The organism is Paenibacillus vietnamensis, assembly GCF_020169515.1.
In the GTDB taxonomy this organism is placed as follows: domain Bacteria; phylum Bacillota; class Bacilli; order Paenibacillales; family Paenibacillaceae; genus Pristimantibacillus; species Pristimantibacillus vietnamensis.
This window is the reverse complement of the sequence record NZ_JAHMHW010000002.1, coordinates 263,676-283,762: the sequence shown is the minus strand read 5'-3', so window position 1 is coordinate 283,762 and position 20,087 is coordinate 263,676. Positions and strand designations below refer to the sequence as shown.

The window sequence follows — 20,087 nt, the reverse complement described above, 5'->3', positions numbered from 1 at the left end:
AGCAAATGAAGGAGCCAAAAGGCGTCGGCCGCATGTGGAACCTGTATAAAATGGGTGGATTCACGCCAGCTATCGCGTCTATGCTAGGCTCGCAAAATGCCCAGCAAATGGCGTTTATTCGAAATGTCAATAAGGAGCAGCGCAAGCAATCCATGTTTGACATGCCTCTTCGCGAGCTGGAGGTCGTCGTGTTCGATTTGGAAACGACGGGATTTTATCCGAACAACGGCGATGAGATTATTTCGTTCGGTGCTGTCGTCGTGCGCGGCGGCGAGCTGATTGAGAGCGAATCCTTTTACAGCCTCGTCAACCCGAAACGGAAAATTCCGAAAGCCATCATCGAATTGACCGGCATTACGAACGAAATGGTGCAGGATGCTCCCGATCTGATGCAGGTGCTGCACGATTTTATGGAGTTTGTAGGAAGAAGACTGCTTGTTGCGCATGCTGCCGGCCATGATAAGCAGTTTTTGAATGCCGCTTTATGGCGAACCTCGAAGGTGAATCTCAATCATCGCGTGCTTGACACGATGATGATCGCGAAGTGGCTGGAGCCTGGTTACGAGAGCTACAGCCTCGACGATTTGCTGCATAGCTGCTTTATTCCGATTACGAAGCGTCACCATGCGTTAGAGGATTCGTTAATGACCGCTAAGCTTTGGCAAAATTATTTGTCCCGTATCCTGGAAAGAAATATTACGACGCTTGGCGATCTGTACGCTTATTTAAGCAAGCACTAGCTGCAGAGGTACAAATTTGCTTCGCTCGCGGCGGTAAGGCTGTACGACGGGGTTTTGGGAATCTTTTAATGAAATTATCCAATAGGTAAGCTCCGAGGCCGGCAGGAAGCCCTCCGTATCGTAGGATGAGGGGATCGCGTCCGTTTTGGGGTGTGAGTGGAACAAGCCGACAAGCGATTGTCGGTTTTTTTGCATGTCGTAAAAGGCGGTTGTCCATTCCGAAGGATCGAACGAAAAGGAATAGGTAGGATTGATGTGTGTGTTGGTGATCGGAATGACCGTATCAATGACAGCTTCGGGGGTATGGGTTGCCGTGTCTCCGGAATCGGCGGCGGGACCGGCCAGTATGCCGCACGCTTCGATCGGCTTTGCATCGAGGCACAGCGCAACGAGTCGTTCAAAGGCTTCCTTCGTTATGTAAGCTTGGGATTGACACTCCGGCATAGGTACAATCTCCCTTCGTATATGGACTTACGAACAGTATAAAGGATTGTTTTTCATTTGGCTAATGTATAAGAAAAGCCTTCTTAACCAAAAATGCTGGATGTGACGGAATTATGGCTAATGAGACCGGCGCCTTGAGCTGCCATACCGTTGCGTGATACGATAAAAACAGCTTGGAAATGATAAAAAAGGAAGGTTTTTATGAAACGCATCATTTCATTATTTACCATCGCATTCCTGTTCGCAGCATTAGGCGTATACCAATACATGAACGATGACCAAGGCACGGTTACGCTTGCCGCACCTTCAGTCGATTTCAAGCCGAAGGCGGGCTTTCAGGCTGTCGCATTCAGGCTCCCTGCGCTGGATGAGCAAACTTACGAAATCGGCGGCAAGCAAGGCAAACTCAGCTTCGTTAACTTCTGGGCGTCCTGGTGCGGCCCGTGCGAGCTTGAGGCACCCGATTTGAAGGAGCTCCACGCGAAATACGGGGATTCGATTCAAATGTACGGCATAAACGCTACGAAATATGATAAAGAACGGAATGCAAGGGAGTTTGTCGACGAATATGAATTTGCTTTTCCGATCTTGATGGACCGGAAAGGCGATGTGACGAAGCAATATAAGGTCGATACGTTTCCAACGACCTTTCTGATCGACGGCGACGGTGTGATTCGGGAAAGGATCAATGGGGTCATCACTATGACGGAGTGGGAGAGGCTCATTGAAAAGTGGATGTAACGTCAGACAAATAAAAGGGCCGCTTATCTATCGGATTGACGATAGATAAGCGGCTCTTTGCGTTAGTGGTTAACGAGTCCCAGGCGGTCCAAAGGATCGGTATGCGTACCTTCGACCTTCGCCATATTGAGGAGCGCGTAACGGATGCTGTCGACGAGCGCTTCCCAGCTCGCTTCAATGACGTTGTTGGAAACGCCGACGGTGCTCCACGTATTGTCGAGGCCGGTTGATTCGATCAGCACGCGAACTTTAGCGGCCGTAGCGTCCTTCTCGTCGATGACGCGGACTTTGTAGTCCGAGAGATGGATATGCTCGATATCCGGATAGAATTGCACTAGAGCCTTCCTGAGGGCGTTATCGAGCGCATTGACCGGACCGTTGCCTTCGGCGGCCGTATAAACCTGCTGGCCTTCGACGTTGATCTTCACAATCGCTTCCGAGATCATCTGGCCGTTCGTTTTCTCGACCAGCATTTTAAACGATTCGACTTTGAAAATTTCCTTCGATTCTCCTCCGAAAGCTTCGCGAAGCAGAAGCTCCAGCGACGCATCCGCGCCTTCGAATTGGTAGCCCTGATGCTCCAGCTCTTTGATCTGATCCATAATTTTTTTCGTTTTGTCGTTGTTCGCATTCACGTCGAGGCCGAGCTCCTGGGCTTTCGAAATGATGTTGCTTTGGCCGGCAAGCTCCGAAACAAGAATGCGCTGCTTATTGCCTACCAGCTCAGGCTGAATGTGCTCATAGGTTTTGGAGTCCTTCATGATCGCAGATACGTGGATGCCGCCCTTGTGCGCGAAAGCGGCATTGCCGACGTAGGCTTGACCGACCGGCATATGCACGTTCGCGATTTCACTGATGTACCTCGCCGTTCCCGTAAGCGTGCTCAGCTTCTCTTCCGGAAGGACCGGGTAGTTCAACTTGAGCTGCAAATTCGGAATGATGGAGCAAAGGTTAGCGTTGCCGCAGCGTTCGCCGTAGCCGTTGATGGTGCCCTGTACCTGACGGGCTCCCGCTTGTACCGCGGCAAGGGAGTTCGCGACCGCAAGCTCGCAGTCGTTATGCGTATGAATGCCGATCGGCGTCGTCAGCTCTCTCGATACGCGTGTGACGATCTCGTATATTTCGCCCGGCAGCGTTCCGCCGTTCGTATCGCACAGCACCAGCCAATTTGCGCCGGCGTCCTGCGCTTTCTTAAGCACGGCGATTGCATACTCCGGATTATTTTTGAACCCGTCGAAGAAATGCTCGGCGTCGAACAAGGCTTCCATTCCGTTCTGCTTCAGAAACGCGACGGAATCGTAAATCATGGACAAATTCTCTTCCAGCGTTGTCTGCAGCGCGGTATGTACATGGAAATCCCATGATTTACCGACAAGCGTTGCTGCAGGTACGCCGGATTCGGCGATGCGGACGAGGCTCGCATCCTGATCGGCCTGGCTGTTCTTCCGGCGTGTGCTGCCGAATGCCGTAATCTTCGCGTTCAGGTTGAACGCTTTGATCCTTTGGAAAAATTCGATGTCCTTGCTGTTGCTTCCCGGGTTGCCGCCTTCAATATAGTGAACGCCCAACGCGTCGAGCTTCTGGGCGATTTTTAATTTATCATCCGCCGACAGGCTGATCCCTTCACCTTGTGTTCCGTCACGCAGCGTCGTATCAAAGATTGAAATGTTAGCTGTCATTTACGGGACGCCTCCTTCACTGATTGCCTTTTCAAATCATAATTTACTATTATAACACTTGTTGAACCGAAAGTAGAGAGGGGAGCCGGAAATTTTGTCGATTCTGCTTAAGGCTGCGTTGACTTGTCCTTACTTGAATTGTATGCTGAGGGAGAGTTTATATATGTAGGTTTTTGTTACGAACAGGCGGTGCGGAATATGGATATGTCAAACGTGAACGATCTTTATCCGTCCAAAGGCAGAGTCATCATTCATGTAGATATGAACGCATTTTACTGCTCCGTGCATGAAGCGGAGGAACCGGAGAAATATAAGAACAAACCGACTGCGGTGTCCGGCAGCGTCGAGCAGAGGAAAGGCATCATCGTTACCTGCTCCTATGCCGCACGCAAAATGGGAATCAAAACCGGCATGACTGTCAGGCAGGCGCTGAAGCTTTGTCCTGAAATCATTTTGATCAAGCCCGATTTCGATTTGTACCGCAAATATTCCAGAGGCTTTATGTCAATCGCCAGGCAGTATACTCCTCTGGTGGAATCGGTATCGATCGATGAATGTTATATGGATATAACCGGTTCGAAAATATTCGGCTCGCCGCTGGAAATCGCCGAGCAGCTGCAGAAACGGATCCGTTCGGAATGGTCGCTTCCTTGCTCCATAGGGCTGGCGCCGAATAAGCTGCTGGCGAAGATGGCTTCGGACATGAAGAAGCCGAATGGCCTTACCGTGCTCCGTATCCGCGATGTGAAGCATCTTCTGTGGGATAAATCGTGCGATACCTTGTTCGGCATCGGACGAAAAACGGCCGAGAAGCTGCTGAAGCTGAATATCCGGACGATCGGTCAGCTCGCCGGTACTGACGAAGCGGTGCTGGTGAAGCATTTCGGTGTTGCCGGCTCCTGGATGAAGGCGGCGGCACACGGAATCGATCACGGCGAGGTAAATCCCCATCGGGAGAGGAATAAATCGATCGGGCATACGACAACGCTGCCGAACGATATCGTGACAAGGGAAGATGTTTACCGCGTGCTGCTGAACTTGGCGGATCAAACTGGCCGCAGGCTCCGCAGGCAGAAGCTTGTCGCAACGACGGTGCAAATTACGATCCGCAGACCGGATATGGCGACGATTACCCGCTCCCATACGCTGCAGGCTCCGACGCAGTCCTCCGACGATTTTTACCGCGAAGCCTGCAAGCTCTACGATAAGCATTGGAAAACCGGGGAGCCGATCCGCCTGCTTGGCATTACGCTGCAAAACCTGGCGCTGCTGGAGGAGACGGCGCTGCAGCTGGATTTGTTCAGCTATGAGCAGCAGCCGCGCAAGGAAGCCCTGACGAAGGCGATGGACCGGCTGAGGGATAAATTCGGGGAGGATGCGGTGCTGACGGCCGGTATGCTCGGCGACGATCCGTCCGCTTTAATAAGGAACAAACGAATTCGCGGAACGTCCTTGCAAAAGGACGATGGTTTGTTATATATTGATGATTGAAGCTTGACTGAACAGTGACGAGATTATTCCGTATATTTATTGGGAGGGAATTTCCATGGCTAAATTTACTTGGGTAGAGAAAGATACTTGCATCGCATGCGGAGCTTGTGGAGCTACAGCTCCTGACATTTACGATTACGACGACGAAGGCCTTGCGGAAGTTATTTATAAAGCGGACGGCAACAAAGGCAACACGGAAATTCCGGAGGATCTGTACGACGATTTGCAGGATGCGGCTGACGGCTGCCCTACGGATTCGATCAAAATCGCAGATGAGCCTTTTAACTTTTAATGCTAGGCTATAAATAAAAGAAAGCTCCTCCAGCCGGTGCTGACCGGCTGTAGAGGAGCTTTTTTTGTGATGCGGATCCGTCAGGCAGCTTGAGTGCCTTGCCGGTCAGGAGGTAAAGATCAGCAGAGCCGAGACGGCGACGACAACGGCTCCGACGATGGAGCAGACCCAGATTAGAGCCTTCCTGTTAACCTCTTCCTTCGGCTTCACTCTCATGGTTGCCGGCTTACGTTTCGCTGCGCTCATCGTTAATCAACCTTTCCGTTTCAGGGTATCATGGATATTACTATTGTAATCGTTTTCTTCGAAAGCCGCAATATAACAGGGAGCCGCGCCGGGCGCATGACTCTTTTCTTTTTGTTGCAAAAAAGATAAACTGTCAGATAGAACATACAACCGAGAACGGAGTGAGCAAGTTGCTTTATTCATCAATACTTAAGCCGATATTTTTTCGAATGGACCCGGAGAAGGCCCATCACATCGTCATCGACGGCCTGGCGGCCGGAGGCAAAGTGCCCGGCATGAACGGCCTGATGCATGCGATGTACGGCGTCGAGAAGTCGCCCGAGCTTGCCGTCGAGCTGTTCGGCCTTCAATTCCCGCATCCCGTTGGCCTTGCAGCCGGACTCGACAAGAACGGCAAAGCGGCGGACGGCTTTTCGAGCATCGGCTTCGGCTTCGCCGAGGTAGGCACCGTTACGCCGAAGGGGCAAGCCGGCAACGAACAGCCGCGTCTGTTCCGCCTGCCGCCAGACGAGGCGCTTATTAACCGGATGGGCTTTAACAACGACGGGACCGCCGCGATGGCCGATAGACTGGCCGGCAGAAAAATTTCGAGAATTCCGATCGCCGTCAATATCGGCAAAAACAAGACGACGCCGAATGAGCTGGCGCATGAGGATTACCAGACCTGTATAAGAGATTTATATACATACGGCGATTTTTTCGTGGTCAATATCAGTTCCCCGAACACCCCTGATTTGCGTGATTTGCAGCATGGCGAGGAGCTGAGAAATTTACTTGGCGCCGTACAAAAGGAAATGGCGGTGCAAGCAGCGAAATTAGGTGAGAAGGCGAAGCCTGTGCTCGTCAAAATTGCGCCTGACATGACCGACGCGCAGCTCGAGTTAACGGTCGCTACGATTGTGGAGAGCGGAGTATCCGGCATTATTGCGACGAATACGACGCTGTCCCGCGAGGGGCTTAGACATTCGAATGCCGGGGAAGCCGGAGGACTGAGCGGCAAGCCGCTCCGCGAGCGGTCGACGGAGGTTGTAAGAGCCGTTTACCGACAGACGGGAGGAAGGCTTCCGATCATCGGTTCGGGCGGCATTTTTACGGCTCAGGACGCTTACGATAAAATCCGCGCGGGAGCATCCCTGGTCGAAATTTATACCGCTCTGATTTATAAGGGGCCAGGACTGCTCAGGGAGCTGACGAACGGATTAAAGGAATGCTTGCGTAAAGACGGTTTCCGTAATATTGCCGAAGCGGTAGGTTCAGAGCATCGTTAAGAGAAGGAGGCGGCCGGATGGACGGAAGAGACTGGAATCTGTTTTTACAGCCTTATGAACAAGCGGTAGAGGAATTAAAGGTAAAGTTTAAGACGATGCGGGTTGAGCTGAAAGCGAGAGAGGCTTACGCGCCGATTGAATTTGTCACCGGCCGTGTCAAGCGGATATCCAGCATTTTGGAGAAGGCTAAACGCCTCAATGTTCCCGCTGATAAGCTGGATACGGGGATCGAGGATATTGCGGGAATTCGCATCATGTGCCAGTTCGTCGACGATATTCACCGCGTAGCCAGCCTGATCCGGTCGCGTAAGGATCTCAAGCTTGTATACGAGAAGGATTATATTACGAATTACAAGGAAAGCGGCTACCGCAGCTACCATATAATTGTAGAGTATCCGGTTCAAACCGCGCTCGGCTACAAAATCGTGCTGGCGGAAATTCAGATCCGTACGCTGGCGATGAACTTCTGGGCGACGATCGAACACTCGCTGAATTATAAGTTTAAGGAGAGTTTGCCCGAGGACGTTAGAAACCGGCTGAAAAAAGCAGCGGAGGCGGCTGCGCAGCTCGATGCCGAAATGACCAGCATCCGTAAGGAAATTTTAGATTCGCAGACGGAGTTCGAGGAGCAGTCGAATGTCGTTTCCCGGGTGCTTGGCGGAATTCAGGATTTGTATTTTTATCATCGCGTCCGGGAAGCCGCACAGTTCCAAATGAAATTTAACGAGCAATTTGAGAAGGAAGATTACCAGGGGCTTAGCCAGCTGTCGTCGGATATTCAAGCCGCGATAAGCAAAGCGAAAAAAGCGAATCTAAGCTGACCAAGTCGATATAAAAGAGCAGTCCGGGAAGGAATGAACCTTCGGACTGCTCTTTTTTTAATATACTCGGGCAGCTTCAGCTGCCGCCCGGCTTGTATTTGGCATCGACCGCTTCGCGTATTTCGTCGGCGGTTTTGCCCTGTTTGCTTAAGGCGATAACCTCTTCCATTTCCTTCTTGCAAATTCCGCAGCTTGTACTGTGATTCGTCCAGGTGACGCCTCCTTCATCTGCAGGGTGCTCGGCAACGTAGCAGCGGAGCAGAGAATCATGCGGGGTTTCGACCGCCGTACCGTCCGCGCAGCCGCAATAGCAGGTAACTCCGCTCATCAAATCCATATGGTCGTGGACCTCGCGGTACAGATCGCTTGTATGGGGAGTATAATCGGACAGGAATGACGGCAGCTCATCAAAGGAGGCTGTCGTCTCCCACGTTTCCGAGCCGTGCAAATGACCGCCGCCGCTCTCCTCCTGTCCGTCGGACAGGCTGCATGCGGTCAGAAGGGTAATGAAAGCGAAGGCGAGCAGCATGCCGTACATGATTCCGCGAATACGGGAGCTGCGAGTCTCCTCTTCGCGCCTCGCTGCCTGAACTTCCGAAACGCGCCCGCGCTTCATCATTTCGAATCAGCTCCCGAGTATTTGTTGAAAAATGCCCTGTAATCGTCAAGCGAATAGCCCTCCGTCGTGCCTTCGGGAGCAAGGCCGCCCTCAAGCTTTTCTACCTGCACACCGTCCTTGAAGTAAGCGAGCGTAGGGGTGTATTCGACGTTGTATTTGTTGAAATAAGACGGAAACTCGCGTAAATTAAACTGCGGCAGATCAATGCCCAGCTCATCGACGAGCGGCATCAGCTTCGGCGTCGTATTTTTGCAGTGCGGGCAATCGGAAGCGAACAGGTAAACGAAGAAATCTTCCTTATCTGCAACCATCTTGTCCAACTCGGCCGGTAATATGATATTCTGGTAGTTAGGATCGTCAAGCAGCTTCCTCGTTTCCGGATTCAATTCGGAAATCGGCTTGTCGTACAAAGCGCTCACTTTGCCGTTGTTGTTCAAGACGAAGATGAGGCCGAACAAAACAACGACGATTGCAATGTACACATAAATCATTTTTGTTTTCTTTTTCTTCTTCATGATGGTTGGTACCTCCGGAACGGGTTTGTATTGGACCGATTTTATTAAAAAAGTCTGTCCAGGATTCAATCTATCAACATTATATATCAAAGCCGTGCGACGATGTAAGTGCAGCGGCACCGAACAACAAGTGCAGGAGGAATACAGCATGATCGGCCATTTGCCGCGTCAATTCACGGAAAAAATGAAACAAATGCTCGGAAGGGAATATGACAAATTTATGTCATCCTATTCGGACCCGCGCGTGTACGGGCTTCGAATTAACCGGCTGAAGCTAAGCAAGGAGGAATGGAAGCGGCTGTCGGACATGGGTCCGGACATGCGCCCGATTCCATGGGCGGAGGACGGCTTGTACTACGGCGAGGGAGAACGGCCGGGCAAGCATCCCCATTATCATGCGGGGTTGTACTATATTCAAGAGCCGAGCGCCATGGCTCCCGTTGAGCTGCTGGACGTGCGGCCCGGCCACCGCGTGCTGGACCTGTGCGCCGCACCCGGCGGCAAATCGACTCAAATCGCTGCCAAGCTTCAAGGCCTGGGCGTCCTTGTCACGAATGACAATGCCAGGGAACGGACAAAGGCTTTGGCCAAAAATATCGAGCTGGCGGGCGTCCGCAACGCCGTCATCCTGAATGAAGAGCCCGCTTCGCTGCTGTCCGCTTTTGCCGGTTGGTTCGACCGGATTTTGATCGACGCCCCTTGCTCGGGCGAAGGCATGTTCCGGAAGGATGATAGTATGGTCGCCGAATGGGAGAAGCACTCCGTAGAGCGCTGCTCGCTTATGCAGCGGAATATTTTGCGGGATGCCGCGAAGCTGCTCGCTCCGGGCGGCCTGCTTGTGTATTCGACGTGCACCTTTTCGCCGGAGGAGAACGAGGAGCAAATCGCGGCTTTTTTGGCGGAGCATCCGGATTTTCAAGTTGTGCCAGTGGAGCACCGGTACGGGTGGCAGCCGGGCAGACCCGACCTTGTCGCTGCGGAAGCCGGGTTAAGCAAGGAAAGTTTGCAAAGCCTTGCAGGCACCGTCAGGCTGTGGCCCCACCACATTGTGGGGGAAGGCCATTATGCAGCGGTGTTAAAGCGGAATGGGGAGCGGAATGAATCGGTGACGCAAACGGAAGCAGACGAAGGGAATCGGATAACGGATGCTGCGCGTGAAACGAAGGCTGTATGGGGCATCGGGCCAAAGCCGCCTGAGAAGCGGCCTAATCAACGGGAAGAACGCAGGGAAGCCAAGCTGCAAACTAGAAAAGCGTGGAGGAACGGCGAGTCGGAACGACCAAACGGGAAACGGGACGGCAGGGTGAAAACGACCGTGGAAACCGTCGATCCGTACGGGCTGTGGCGGGAGCAGGCCGGACAATTTGCGGCAGGAGCAGCGGAATGGGAAGAGAGCGTAATCGCGTACGGTTCTAAAATTTACCTGCAGCCTGCCAATCTGCCTTCGCTTGACGGCTTGCGCGTCGTTAGAGCGGGCTGGTATGTGGCGGAGGCAGTGAAGGGAAGGCTTGTGCCGACACAGCCTTTGGCGATGGGCTTAAAGCGCGAGGAGGCGGTACGCTCCGTCAATTGGAGCGCGCAGGATCCCCGGACGCTTCGTTATTTACGGGGAGAAACCGTGTTCGTGAACGAGCAGGAGCTCGAATTAAAGGATGGGGCGTCCCCAAAGGGATATGTGCTTGTCTGCACGGACGGCTATCCGATCGGATGGGGCAAATACGCCGGCGGCATGATCAAGAACGAGCTGCCGGCAGGATGGAGATGGATGTAAGATGGGCAAACGTATAAGGGTAGATAAGCTTTTATCCCATATGGGCTTCGGAACAAGAAGCGAAATCAAAAAGGCGGTCAAGCAGGGAAAGGTGACGGTCGACGGCAAAACGGTCAAGGACAGCGGACTGATCGTCGATCCCGGACATAACGAGATCGCTTATGAGGGAAGCCCGGTCGTCTACAGAGACGTCGTTTATTTCATGATGAACAAGCCGCCGGGGGTTATATCGGCGACGGAGGACGGCCGCGAGCGGACGGTGATCGATTTGCTGGAGCCGGAGGACAGGCTGCTGGAGCCGTTTCCGGTCGGCCGCCTGGATAAGGATACGGTCGGACTTCTGCTGCTGACCAATGACGGGCAGTTGGCGCATGAGCTATTGTCGCCCCGCAAGCATGTCCCCAAAACGTATCAAGCGCGGGTGCGGGGAGATGTCGGGGATGACGACAAACAAAGGTTCCAGGAGGGCGTCGCTCTCGATGACGGATACGTCACTATGCCGGCGGAGCTTCAGGTACTGGAGCGGCAAAATCAGGACGGCGACGTTTATTCCACGATCAGGCTGACGATACACGAAGGGAAATTTCATCAAGTCAAACGGATGTTTGAGGCGGTGGACAAAAAAGTCGTTTATCTGAAAAGAGTTTCGATGGGTCCGCTCGGGCTCGACGAGACGCTGCCCGAAGGGACGTACCGTGAGCTGACGGAGGAAGAGCTGGACTCGCTCCGGATGCACCGGCATTCGGGCAGTTAGAGAAAAAAAGAGGAGTGGGAGAATGAGCTTGCATTTTGATTTGATTGCGCTGGACGTAGACGGAACGCTTCTTAGGGACGACCATGTTCTGACCGACGCGATAAGGGATTCGGTAAGGGAGGCTTCAAGCCGCGGAGCCGAAATCGTATTATGTACGGGACGGGGGCCTTCCGGCGCCCTGCCGGTGCTGGAGGAGCTTGAACTAGGGGGCACCGTCATTACGCATAACGGTGCCGCTACGATCAATGCGGACGACAGGTCGCTGATCCACCAGTTCGATATGCTTCCCGATGATCTTCAACGATTTATCACTTACAGCCGGGAGCACAGCATTCATTTTGATTTGAACACGGCGTTCGACATGATGGTCGAGAGCATGACGCCGGAGGCGGAGAGCATGTACATGCATTACCGGGCACAGCCGGCGGTATTGGATTTCACGGCAGGCCTCCCGGCCGGGCTTGTTAAGTTTACTATATTCGGAAGCAAGGAAAAGCTGGATATCGTACAAGCGGAATGGGCCTCCTGGCCTTCGCAGCTCCAATCGATCCGAAGCGGCGACTTTTTCATCGACGTGCATCACGCCGAGGCGAGCAAAGGCAAAGCTCTTCAGCAGCTGGCCGAGCTTCGCGGGATTTCGCCGGACCGTATTCTCGCCATCGGCAATTACTATAATGATATCACGATGCTGCGGTACGCGGGAATGGGCATTGCGATGGGCAATTCTCCGGAAGAGGTGAAGCTTGCCGCCAAGGCGGTGGCGCCTTCCAATGCGGAGGACGGTGTTGCCGCCGCTCTTCGCGAGTACGCCTGGGGCTGAACGACAAAAAAACGCCGGACTCTGTCCGGCGTTTTTTGTTAAAAGCGAGAATTTATAAGTTTGAGCGTATAAATTCTTTCTTTCATCGCGAAACGGGCTTTTGCCGCCAAAGGACGGCGACAGCCGTTTACGCTTGTATATTTTAGAATTATCGGCCGCGTCCGCGAGGCTTGCCCGATGAGCCGCCGCGCCCGCCGGTAGGTGAGTTCCCCCGCTGGCCGCCGCGTCCGCCCGAGCCGGACTTGCCCCGGACGGGACCGCGCGAGCTGCTGCGTCCGCCGGATTTGGATTCTGCGCGTGCCGCTGACCAAGGATTGTCCACGGCATCCATCGCCCTGCCGGCCGCATGATCATTGCCGCGCGATACGCCGCTTGCGCGGATCGCTCCGCGCGCAGGTGCGCTTTGGCGGCGATCGCCGCCCCGCGTGCCTGCGGGCGCTTCGCCGCGAGCGGATCCGTTGCGGCGCGTGCCGCCGTCAAGACGCTCCCCGCGCCGACCGCCCCAACCTGCGGATGGACTGCCGCTTTCGAAGGCATGAACGCTCGCTTCGGCCTGGCGGCCGCTTCGCTTAGCGGCGCCAGCCGGGCGGGCGTTGTCCGCCGCGCTTTTGCGACCGCCGGCGCTGCGGCTCCGTTCCGCCTGTCCCGTTCGTCCGCTGCCGCGTCTGCCTTCCGAGCGGCTTGAACCGTTTCTGCCGGTGCTTTTCTCCCTTCTGTCCGCATGTTGAGTACGGACTTCGGCTTCTTCGCCCTGATTATCGATCGAACGGCGCGTCAGCTTCGCGTTAATGCTTTTTTCAATGGACAGAATGGTGTTTTTGTCATAAGGAGTAGCCAGCGTGATCGCCGTTCCCTGCTGTCCGGCGCGTCCCGTTCTGCCGATTCGGTGGATGTACAGCTCGCCGTCCTGCGGCACGTCGTAATTGTACACATGCGTGACGCCTTCCACGTCCAGCCCGCGCGCGGCTACGTCCGTTGCCACCAGTATTTGCAGCCGCGCCTCCCTGAAGCGCTTCATGACCTGCTCGCGCTTGGCTTGCGTCAAGTCGCCGTGCAGCTCGTCGGATTCGAAGCCCTGATCCTGCAGCGCTTCGTTCAATTTCTTCGCCCGGATCTTCGTCCGGCAGAAAATAACGGCAAGATACGGCCGGTGACGCTCGAGCAAATGCACAAGCGCCTTTTGCTTGCCGCGGTCCGTCGTATCATAGACGACCTGCTTAATGCTGTCCAGCGTGACGTTCGTGCTCTTGATGCGGATATCGGACGGCGCCTTCATATACTCGGCGGCAAGACGACGGATTGCATCGGGCATCGTCGCCGAGAACAGCATCGTCTGGCGGGCTCTCGGCGTCTGGGTAATAATGCTCTCGACTTCGGGCAGGAAGCCCATGTGAAGCATTTGGTCGGCTTCGTCCAGCACGAGCATTTGCAGCTTGCCGAGGCTTACCGTCTCGCGTTTCATATGGTCGATAAGCCGTCCCGGCGTAGCGACGACGATATGCGGCGCGCGCTGCAGCTTGCGGATTTGGGCTTCGACGTCCTGACCGCCGTAAGCGGCAAGCACGGTTGCCCCGACCGCGGGAGCCAGCTTCTTCAGCTCACTTGTAATCTGGATGGCAAGCTCCCTCGTCGGCGTCAAAATGAGCGCCTGCACCTGTTCCTTCTCTATGTTAATGCGCTGCAGGATCGGCAGGGCGAAAGCCATCGTTTTGCCGGTGCCGGTCTGAGCCTGGGCGATGACGTCCTGGCCTCCGAGAAGCTGGGGAATCGTTTGCAGTTGAACCGGTGTAGGTTCTGTAATCCCCTCCTGATGAAGCAGCTTGCAAAGGCCGGGCGAGATGCCCAAAGCGTTGAATGCGGTAGACATTAGTAAATTTCCTCATTTCGTTTGCATCGTTTGATGTTAAGTATAACAGTTGTACCCGTATTGTGCATCTCCCGGGTTCGTATGCTATGCTAATAGCCAGTATATGAGAAATCGAGGGATTTGAAAGATGAGTGGAATGGAAAGAGCAAGTATCAAAGCGGGGCTTCAGGTCGATATCGTCTTAAAACAGGATCAGCGAACAGGCAAGCTGACGCGGGGAATCGTAAAGGATATTTTGACGAATTCGCCAAGCCACCCTCACGGGATTAAAGTCAGGCTGCAAGACGGCCAGGTCGGCAGGGTCAAGCACATAATCGCGCAGCCATAAGGAGGGGGCCATGGCATTCGGGATCAAGCGGGATGAGATGGAACGTTGGAAGGCGGCGGTTTCGGCGGGAGAGATCGCATTTCTGACCCATTATTGGATTGACCGAAGATTTCCGGGCATCCGCACGGTAACGAAGGTCGGGTGCTCCGATTTGGCGAAGCTGTCGCGCTGGTGCAAGGATCATGGCTTGAATCCGCGTTATATCCATGCCCGCACGGAATTTCCGCATTATGACCTGATGGGCGCAAAGCAGAGAGAGGTGCTGCTGAAAGCGAACCAGCTGGAGCAGCTGGAGCGCTTTGGCATGCTGTAGCTTGCGTCATAAATATATAGAGCCTCTGGATCGTCCAGCAAAAATAACATGGGGGAAGCGAAAATGAAGATGGACAAGGAAATAGAGCAAACGGGCGGACTGCTGCACAAAAGGATCGAGGAAATGAGCCTGAACGGCTGGCCCGCGCTGCAGACGGTCATGTTCGACGGATGGCTTCTCCGGTTCGCGGACGGGTACACGAAGCGCTCGAATTCCGTCAGCGCTTTGTACGGACATATATTGGAGCTGGACGGCAAGATCCGGGTGTGCGAGCAATTATACGCTCAAAGGGGTCTTCGGACTGTTTTTAAAATAACGCCTTTTTGCCGGCCCGACGGCCTCGATGCGGAGCTGGAAGCGAGAGGCTACGAGCTGCTCGACCGGTCGCTTGTCAAAACGCTGCCGCTGTCCGATGCGGAACCGCCGGATGAGGGCGGAGATCTAAAGCTGGAAGACAGGCTGACTGAGGAGTGGCTGAACGCGTTCTCCGTATTAAGCGGACTGACGGAAGAGCATAAGGACATAACCCGGAAAATGATGGACCAATCGCCGCTCGAAAAAGGTTTCGCCGTCCTGTATGACAACGGAGTGCCGGTTGCTTGCGGCATCGCAGTCATTGAGGATGGCTGGATTGGCTTGTACGACATTTTCACAGACCGGGAGAAGCGGAATCGGGGCTACGGCAGGCAGATTGTCTTGCATTTGCTCGACTGGGGCAAATCCAGGGGCGCACGGGAGGCTTATCTGCTCGTCGTCAAGGATAACGCGCCTGCGTGCCGGCTTTACGACAAAATCGGCTATAAAACCGTTTACGAATATTGGTACAGGGCGCAACGGCTGCACCGGTGTTCCTTTATATTGCGGTCCGGGTTTTCATGAACGGCTTACCGAATGTGCTGGGCTGACCTTGACACTGCACCGTCGGGTCTTTATAATCGAAACTAACCATTTTTATGCATATGGAGCATTGAAGAGGAACAGTAGTTCCGCAAGCAAGGACTAGAGAGCCGGCGTCTACATGGTGCAAGCCGGACCTGCTGCTGAATGAAGCTCGCCTCGGAGCTGTGCGGTTAAGGAGCCGGATGTGACACATCGGCTAACGAAACGCACCGTCCGTCCCGCGTTAAGGGCAACAAGTGAGCGTCAGGCAAAGCATGCCTGCGCTAACTAGGGTGGTACCACGGGAAATCAACCTCTCGTCCCTAGCGATATTCGCTAGGGGCGGGAGGTTTTATGTTTTTTTATTGTATAGGAGGCATACACGCTTATGAGTCAAGAGCAGCAATACCACGGCTACAATCCGCAAACGATCGAACCGAAATGGCAGCAGCACTGGGAAGAAAATAAAACCTTTCAAACGAAGGAAGACGCGGGGAAACCGAAGTTTTACGCGCTTGATATGTTTCCATACCCTTCTGGTGCAGGTCTTCACGTAGGCCATCCGGAAGGCTATACCGCAACCGATATCGTATCCCGTTACAAACGTATGAAAGGCTATAATGTGCTTCATCCGATGGGCTGGGACGCGTTCGGCTTGCCGGCGGAGCAGCATGCGCTCGATACGGGGCAGCATCCGCGCGACATTACGTTCAAGAACATCGACAACTTCCGCAGACAGATCAAATCGCTTGGCTTCTCCTACGATTGGGACCGCGAGATCAGCACGACCGATCCGGAGTATTACAAATGGACGCAATGGATTTTCATTCAATTGTACAAAAGAGGGCTTGCCTACGTTGCCGAGGTTTCGGTCAACTGGTGTCCCGCGCTCGGTACGGTTCTGGCTAACGAGGAAGTCATCGACGGCAAGAGCGAGCGCGGCGGACATCCCGTTATCCGCAAGCCGATGCGCCAATGGATTTTGAAAATTACCGAATACGCCGACCGCCTGCTTGACGATTTGGAGGAGCTTGACTGGTCGGAGAGCATCAAGGACATGCAGCGCAACTGGATCGGCAAGTCCAAGGGCGCCGAGGTGACGTTCGGAATCGACGGACACGATGCGTCGCTGGTTGTGTTTACGACCCGTCCCGACACGCTGTTCGGTGCCACTTATTGCGTACTGGCGCCGGAGCATGAGCTTGTAGCGAAGATTGTTACGTCCGAGCAGAAAGCGGCTGTGGAAGCGTATCAGGAAGCCGCTGCACGCAAGAGCGATCTGGAGCGCACCGATTTGGCCAAGGAAAAATCCGGCGTATTTACCGGCGCTTACGCGGTCAATCCGGTGAACGGAGCAAAGACGCCGATCTGGATCGCCGATTATGTACTGGCCGGCTACGGCACCGGCGCGATTATGGCCGTTCCGGGACATGATTCCCGCGACTGGGAATTCGCCAAGCAATTCGAGCTTCCGATCATAGAAGTCGTGCAGGGCGGAGACGTTGCGAAGGAAGCGTACACGGGCGACGGCAAGCACATCAATTCCGGCTTCCTAAACGGGATGGAGAACGAGGAAGCGATTGCCGCGATGATCGCTAAGTTGGAGGAAACGGGCAAAGGCAAGGGCAAAATTACGTACCGCCTGCGCGATTGGCTGTTCAGCCGCCAGCGCTACTGGGGCGAGCCGATTCCGATCCTTCATCTGGAGGACGGCACGATGAAAACCGTTCCGGAGGACCAGCTGCCGCTGCTGCTGCCTGACGTGGACGCAATTACGCCGTCGGGTACGGGTGAATCGCCGCTGGCCAACGTTACGGAATGGGTAAATACAATCGATCCGGAAACGGGCATGAAGGCTCGCCGCGAGACGAATACGATGCCGCAATGGGCAGGCAGCTGCTGGTACTATTTGCGCTTCATCGATCCGAAGAACGACAAGGAGCTGTGCTCTCCCGAGAAGCAAAAACAATGGCTGCCGGTCGATTTGTACATCGGCGGCGCCGAGCATGCCGTGCTTCATTTGCTGTATGCGCGCTTCTGGCACAAGGTGCTTTATGATATCGGGGTCGTCGACACGAAGGAGCCGTTCCATAAGCTGGTCAACCAGGGCATGATTCTCGGCAACAATAACGAAAAAATGTCCAAATCCCGCGGCAACGTCATTAATCCGGACGATATCGTAAACGAATTCGGTGCGGATACGCTGCGTATGTATGAAATGTTCATGGGGCCGCTCGAAGCGACCAAGCCTTGGAACACGAACGGCGTGGAAGGCACGTACCGTTTCCTGAGCCGTGTCTGGCGCCTGTTCGTAAGCGAGGACGGAAACCTCAGCGAGAAAATCGGGGACGGCGAAACGACCGATGCATTCAAACGGACGTGGCATCGTTCGATCAAGAAAGTAGCGGAGGACTACGAGGCGCTGCGTTTCAATACGGTCATCAGCCAGCTGATGATCTTCGTCAACGAGGCTTACAAAACGGAGGTTCTGCCGCGCGAAGCGATGGAGCAGTTCGTGCAGCTGCTGTCGCCGATCGCACCGCATATCGCCGAAGAGCTTTGGGCGAGACTCGGTCGCACGGATTCTTTGACCTACTCCGAGTTCCCTTCGTTCGACGAAGCGTGGACCGTGGACCGCGAGGTCGAAATCGTTATCCAGGTAAACGGCAAAATCGTAGAACGCGCCTCGATCGCAGCCGATATGGACACGGCCGAAATGGAAAACATGGCCAAGGAGCTTGAGAAGGTGCAGGAGCTGATCGCGGGCAAAACGATCCGCAAGGTCGTTGCCGTGAAAGGCAAGCTTGTCAATATCGTGGCGAATTAATCGCAACAAGTGAAGAGGTGAGCGGGCATTAGCTGAAGAACAGCTATTGACCGTTCACCTCTTCGCCTATAAATGCAACGGAAACCTTGCTTAAGTCCTCGCGGAATTTGGCGTGGGTCGTGCGGATCAGCTGATTGAACACACCGCCGGTTTCCCTTTGCAGCAGGCTCAGCGCTTTCGCCGTAATACCGCCCGGCACGGCAACCCGCGCTTGTATGTCGGCAGGCGACAAGCCGCCTTCGGTGAGGAGCAGACCGGTGCCGAGCAGCATCGCGCTTGCGACCCGCTGCGCCTCCTCGCGGCCGATGCCCGTTTCCGCTACCGCCGCTTCGATGAACTGCTCGAGAAAGAAAGACATAAACGCCGGTCCGCAGCTGGACAAATCGGATACGATCCGGGTGTATTCCTCGGCGATGCAAAGCGGCTCGCTAATATAAGAAAGCAGGCCTTCCAGCCGCTGTTTGTCCTCTTCCCCGATCCGTTTGCCGTATATGCACAAAGAGGCTCCGCTCCCTACGTGATTGGTAATGCTCGGAATCACCTTGGCGATTTTGCAGTCAAGCTCGCCTTCCAGGTGGGAGATCAGAACGGGACTGGTGATCGATACGGCAATTTGATCCGGTCTCATAACCGGCTTTAATTCGTCGACCACTTTTTTAAATTCATGGGGCTTCACGCACAAAAAAACGATATCTTTGCCGCAGGCCGCGCCAGCATTCGCGGTTTCGGCTTTCATGCCGGAATAACGGTCGGCCAAAGCCTGCGCCTTTGTAAAGGTCCGGTTGCTGACGGTGATTTGCGGCGGCGAGAGCGCGCCTGATGCAATAAATGCTTCGATGAGCAGGCTTCCCATTGTCCCCGTCCCGATGAATCCGACATTCATGCTGAACCCTCCTAAGGCTTTGCCTAAGCAAAACCAGTTTAGAAAGCCGGACTAGCCGCTTTCTTTCGCAATCGCAGCGGAAACCGGATGGATTCCGGAATTGTTTTGGCTGCTCTCTTACCTTATTCACAGAGACTTGTTTGATATGTCACTTCTTGCCAAAATAAACTTTTCCTAAAGGAGCCGTATCTCATATGAAAGCTCGATTCTACGGATTGACCGGCACCCGGCTGATTGCCGCTGCCGTCTTAATAGCCGGCGCTCTGCTGTTGTTCGCCGCCGCGCTGCCCGATCCCAAACAGCCGTCCGGCGCCGATTGGTCGCCCTTGAACGCCGAAGTTCAAGCCGCGCTTAAAGTGCTGGATGCGGAAGAGGAAGGAGAAAAAGAGGCTGTGGCGGAGATTTCAGCTACGGCTGCCGGGAGCGGACTTGCCGGCGGACAAGCTGATGAAGCGGAAGGGGATGCTGCCGGCCGTCAGGCTCCCGAAACTGCAGTCGAAATGGAGAATGGCGAGGCTGCTGCGGCGGCGGGCGACGGACGACTCGATATTAACCGGGCATCCGCCGCGGAGCTTGATGCGCTGAAGGGCATCGGTCCCGCCAAGGCGGAGGCGATCGTCGCGGACCGCGGGCAGAACGGCAAATTCAAATCCGTGCGGGACCTGCTCCGGGTAAAAGGGATCGGCGAGAAATTGCTGTCCGGCATCGAAGAGAGCATTGTCGCTCGTCCATAATTGTGAGAGAATGGAAGGAAGCGGTTATTGGCTGGAATCCGCGAATTATGAAGAG

Annotated in this window: 21 protein-coding genes and 1 other annotated feature; of the genes, 14 read left to right on the top strand and 7 right to left on the bottom strand. The window is 54.5% G+C overall.

The genetic code is table 11. The features are described from left to right. Positions 1 to 5: 5 nt before the first annotated feature. The gene (locus KP806_RS06315) at positions 6 to 740 is read left to right on the top strand and encodes a 3'-5' exonuclease (RefSeq protein WP_224722725.1); all 735 of its coding nucleotides are present in this window, start codon (positions 6 to 8) and stop codon (positions 738 to 740) included. On the opposite strand, the gene KP806_RS06310 is transcribed toward KP806_RS06315, so the two are convergent. After that, entirely contained in the window at positions 726 to 1,184 is a 459-nt protein-coding gene (locus KP806_RS06310) for a M67 family metallopeptidase (RefSeq protein WP_224722724.1), read from the bottom strand. The two genes, KP806_RS06315 and KP806_RS06310, sit on opposite strands and share 15 nt — an antisense overlap. Positions 1,185 to 1,385: 201 nt before the next feature. Between KP806_RS06310 and KP806_RS06305 the strand changes: the two genes are divergently transcribed. Continuing rightward, complete coding sequence (locus KP806_RS06305) at positions 1,386 to 1,925, top strand: TlpA family protein disulfide reductase (RefSeq protein ID WP_224722723.1); 540 nt, start codon at positions 1,386 to 1,388, stop codon at positions 1,923 to 1,925. A gap of 62 nt (positions 1,926 to 1,987) precedes the next feature. On the opposite strand, the gene cimA is transcribed toward KP806_RS06305, so the two are convergent. After that, the gene (gene cimA, locus KP806_RS06300; protein ID WP_224722722.1) at positions 1,988 to 3,604 is read right to left on the bottom strand and encodes a citramalate synthase; all 1,617 of its coding nucleotides are present in this window, start codon (positions 3,602 to 3,604) and stop codon (positions 1,988 to 1,990) included. Positions 3,605 to 3,808: 204 nt separating this feature from the next. Here cimA and KP806_RS06295 point away from each other — a divergent pair, with 204 nt between their 5' ends. Together KP806_RS06295 and KP806_RS06290 are read left to right on the top strand one after the other, a co-directional pair. Then, positions 3,809 to 5,095, top strand: coding sequence for a DNA polymerase IV (locus KP806_RS06295; RefSeq protein ID WP_224723102.1), 1,287 nt, complete (start codon positions 3,809 to 3,811; stop codon positions 5,093 to 5,095). Between the two features lie 55 nt (positions 5,096 to 5,150). Beyond that, a complete protein-coding gene (locus tag KP806_RS06290) occupies positions 5,151 to 5,387 on the top strand; it encodes a ferredoxin (protein WP_224722721.1) in 237 nt (78 codons plus the stop codon). A 105-nt stretch (positions 5,388 to 5,492) separates the two neighbouring features. Here the strand turns inward: KP806_RS06290 and KP806_RS06285 are convergent, their stop codons facing one another. After that, positions 5,493 to 5,633 carry a hypothetical protein gene (locus KP806_RS06285; RefSeq protein WP_224722720.1) on the bottom strand — a complete coding sequence of 47 codons (141 nt, stop codon included), beginning with the start codon at positions 5,631 to 5,633 and terminating at the stop codon, positions 5,493 to 5,495. A 170-nt stretch (positions 5,634 to 5,803) separates the two neighbouring features. Here KP806_RS06285 and KP806_RS06280 point away from each other — a divergent pair, with 170 nt between their 5' ends. Both KP806_RS06280 and KP806_RS06275 read left to right on the top strand, forming a co-directional pair. After that, positions 5,804 to 6,901, top strand: coding sequence for a quinone-dependent dihydroorotate dehydrogenase (locus KP806_RS06280; RefSeq protein ID WP_224722719.1), 1,098 nt, complete (start codon positions 5,804 to 5,806; stop codon positions 6,899 to 6,901). Between the two features lie 17 nt (positions 6,902 to 6,918). Next, positions 6,919 to 7,722: a GTP pyrophosphokinase gene (locus KP806_RS06275; protein ID WP_224722718.1), complete on the top strand. Its 804-nt coding sequence runs from the start codon at positions 6,919 to 6,921 to the stop codon at positions 7,720 to 7,722. Positions 7,723 to 7,798: 76 nt separating this feature from the next. On the opposite strand, the gene KP806_RS06270 is transcribed toward KP806_RS06275, so the two are convergent. Further along, positions 7,799 to 8,341: a PCYCGC domain-containing protein gene (locus tag KP806_RS06270; protein ID WP_224722717.1), complete on the bottom strand. Its 543-nt coding sequence runs from the start codon at positions 8,339 to 8,341 to the stop codon at positions 7,799 to 7,801. Then, positions 8,338 to 8,856 carry a thioredoxin family protein gene (locus KP806_RS06265; RefSeq protein ID WP_224722716.1) on the bottom strand — a complete coding sequence of 173 codons (519 nt, stop codon included), beginning with the start codon at positions 8,854 to 8,856 and terminating at the stop codon, positions 8,338 to 8,340. The genes KP806_RS06270 and KP806_RS06265 overlap by 4 nt, the downstream gene beginning before the upstream one ends. A gap of 148 nt (positions 8,857 to 9,004) precedes the next feature. Between KP806_RS06265 and KP806_RS06260 the strand changes: the two genes are divergently transcribed. Genes KP806_RS06260 through KP806_RS06250 form a run of 3 tightly spaced genes read left to right on the top strand, consistent with a single transcriptional unit; the run spans position 9,005 to position 12,201 of the window. Then, positions 9,005 to 10,627 (top strand): RsmB/NOP family class I SAM-dependent RNA methyltransferase, encoded by a 1,623-nt coding sequence (locus tag KP806_RS06260; protein WP_224722715.1) that lies wholly within the window; start codon positions 9,005 to 9,007, stop codon positions 10,625 to 10,627. Between the two features lies 1 nt (position 10,628). After that, positions 10,629 to 11,381 (top strand): pseudouridine synthase, encoded by a 753-nt coding sequence (locus KP806_RS06255; protein ID WP_224722714.1) that lies wholly within the window; start codon positions 10,629 to 10,631, stop codon positions 11,379 to 11,381. Between the two features lie 22 nt (positions 11,382 to 11,403). Continuing rightward, the gene (locus KP806_RS06250; RefSeq protein ID WP_224722713.1) at positions 11,404 to 12,201 is read left to right on the top strand and encodes a Cof-type HAD-IIB family hydrolase; all 798 of its coding nucleotides are present in this window, start codon (positions 11,404 to 11,406) and stop codon (positions 12,199 to 12,201) included. Between the two features lie 148 nt (positions 12,202 to 12,349). On the opposite strand, the gene KP806_RS06245 is transcribed toward KP806_RS06250, so the two are convergent. Further along, positions 12,350 to 14,068, bottom strand: a complete 1,719-nt coding sequence (locus KP806_RS06245; protein WP_224722712.1) for a DEAD/DEAH box helicase — start codon at positions 14,066 to 14,068, stop codon at positions 12,350 to 12,352. Between the two features lie 127 nt (positions 14,069 to 14,195). Between KP806_RS06245 and KP806_RS06240 the strand changes: the two genes are divergently transcribed. The 4 genes from KP806_RS06240 (at position 14,196) to leuS (ending at position 18,415) form a co-directional block, all read left to right on the top strand. Further along, a complete protein-coding gene (locus tag KP806_RS06240; RefSeq protein ID WP_224722711.1) occupies positions 14,196 to 14,396 on the top strand; it encodes a YwbE family protein in 201 nt (66 codons plus the stop codon). Positions 14,397 to 14,406: 10 nt separating this feature from the next. Then, complete coding sequence (locus KP806_RS06235) at positions 14,407 to 14,709, top strand: hypothetical protein (RefSeq protein WP_224722710.1); 303 nt, start codon at positions 14,407 to 14,409, stop codon at positions 14,707 to 14,709. A 63-nt stretch (positions 14,710 to 14,772) separates the two neighbouring features. Further along, positions 14,773 to 15,588: a GNAT family N-acetyltransferase gene (locus KP806_RS06230; RefSeq protein ID WP_224722709.1), complete on the top strand. Its 816-nt coding sequence runs from the start codon at positions 14,773 to 14,775 to the stop codon at positions 15,586 to 15,588. A 79-nt stretch (positions 15,589 to 15,667) separates the two neighbouring features. Beyond that, positions 15,668 to 15,916: a binding site (T-box leader), on the top strand. 60 nt (positions 15,917 to 15,976) lie between these two features. After that, the gene (leuS, locus tag KP806_RS06225) at positions 15,977 to 18,415 is read left to right on the top strand and encodes a leucine--tRNA ligase (protein WP_224722708.1); all 2,439 of its coding nucleotides are present in this window, start codon (positions 15,977 to 15,979) and stop codon (positions 18,413 to 18,415) included. A gap of 43 nt (positions 18,416 to 18,458) precedes the next feature. On the opposite strand, the gene comER is transcribed toward leuS, so the two are convergent. Continuing rightward, complete coding sequence (gene comER, locus KP806_RS06220) at positions 18,459 to 19,298, bottom strand: late competence protein ComER (protein ID WP_224722707.1); 840 nt, start codon at positions 19,296 to 19,298, stop codon at positions 18,459 to 18,461. 194 nt (positions 19,299 to 19,492) lie between these two features. Between comER and KP806_RS06215 the strand changes: the two genes are divergently transcribed. Beyond that, on the top strand, positions 19,493 to 20,032 hold the full coding sequence (locus KP806_RS06215; RefSeq protein WP_224722706.1) for a ComEA family DNA-binding protein: 540 nt from the start codon (positions 19,493 to 19,495) through the stop codon (positions 20,030 to 20,032). Positions 20,033 to 20,087 lie beyond the last annotated feature (55 nt).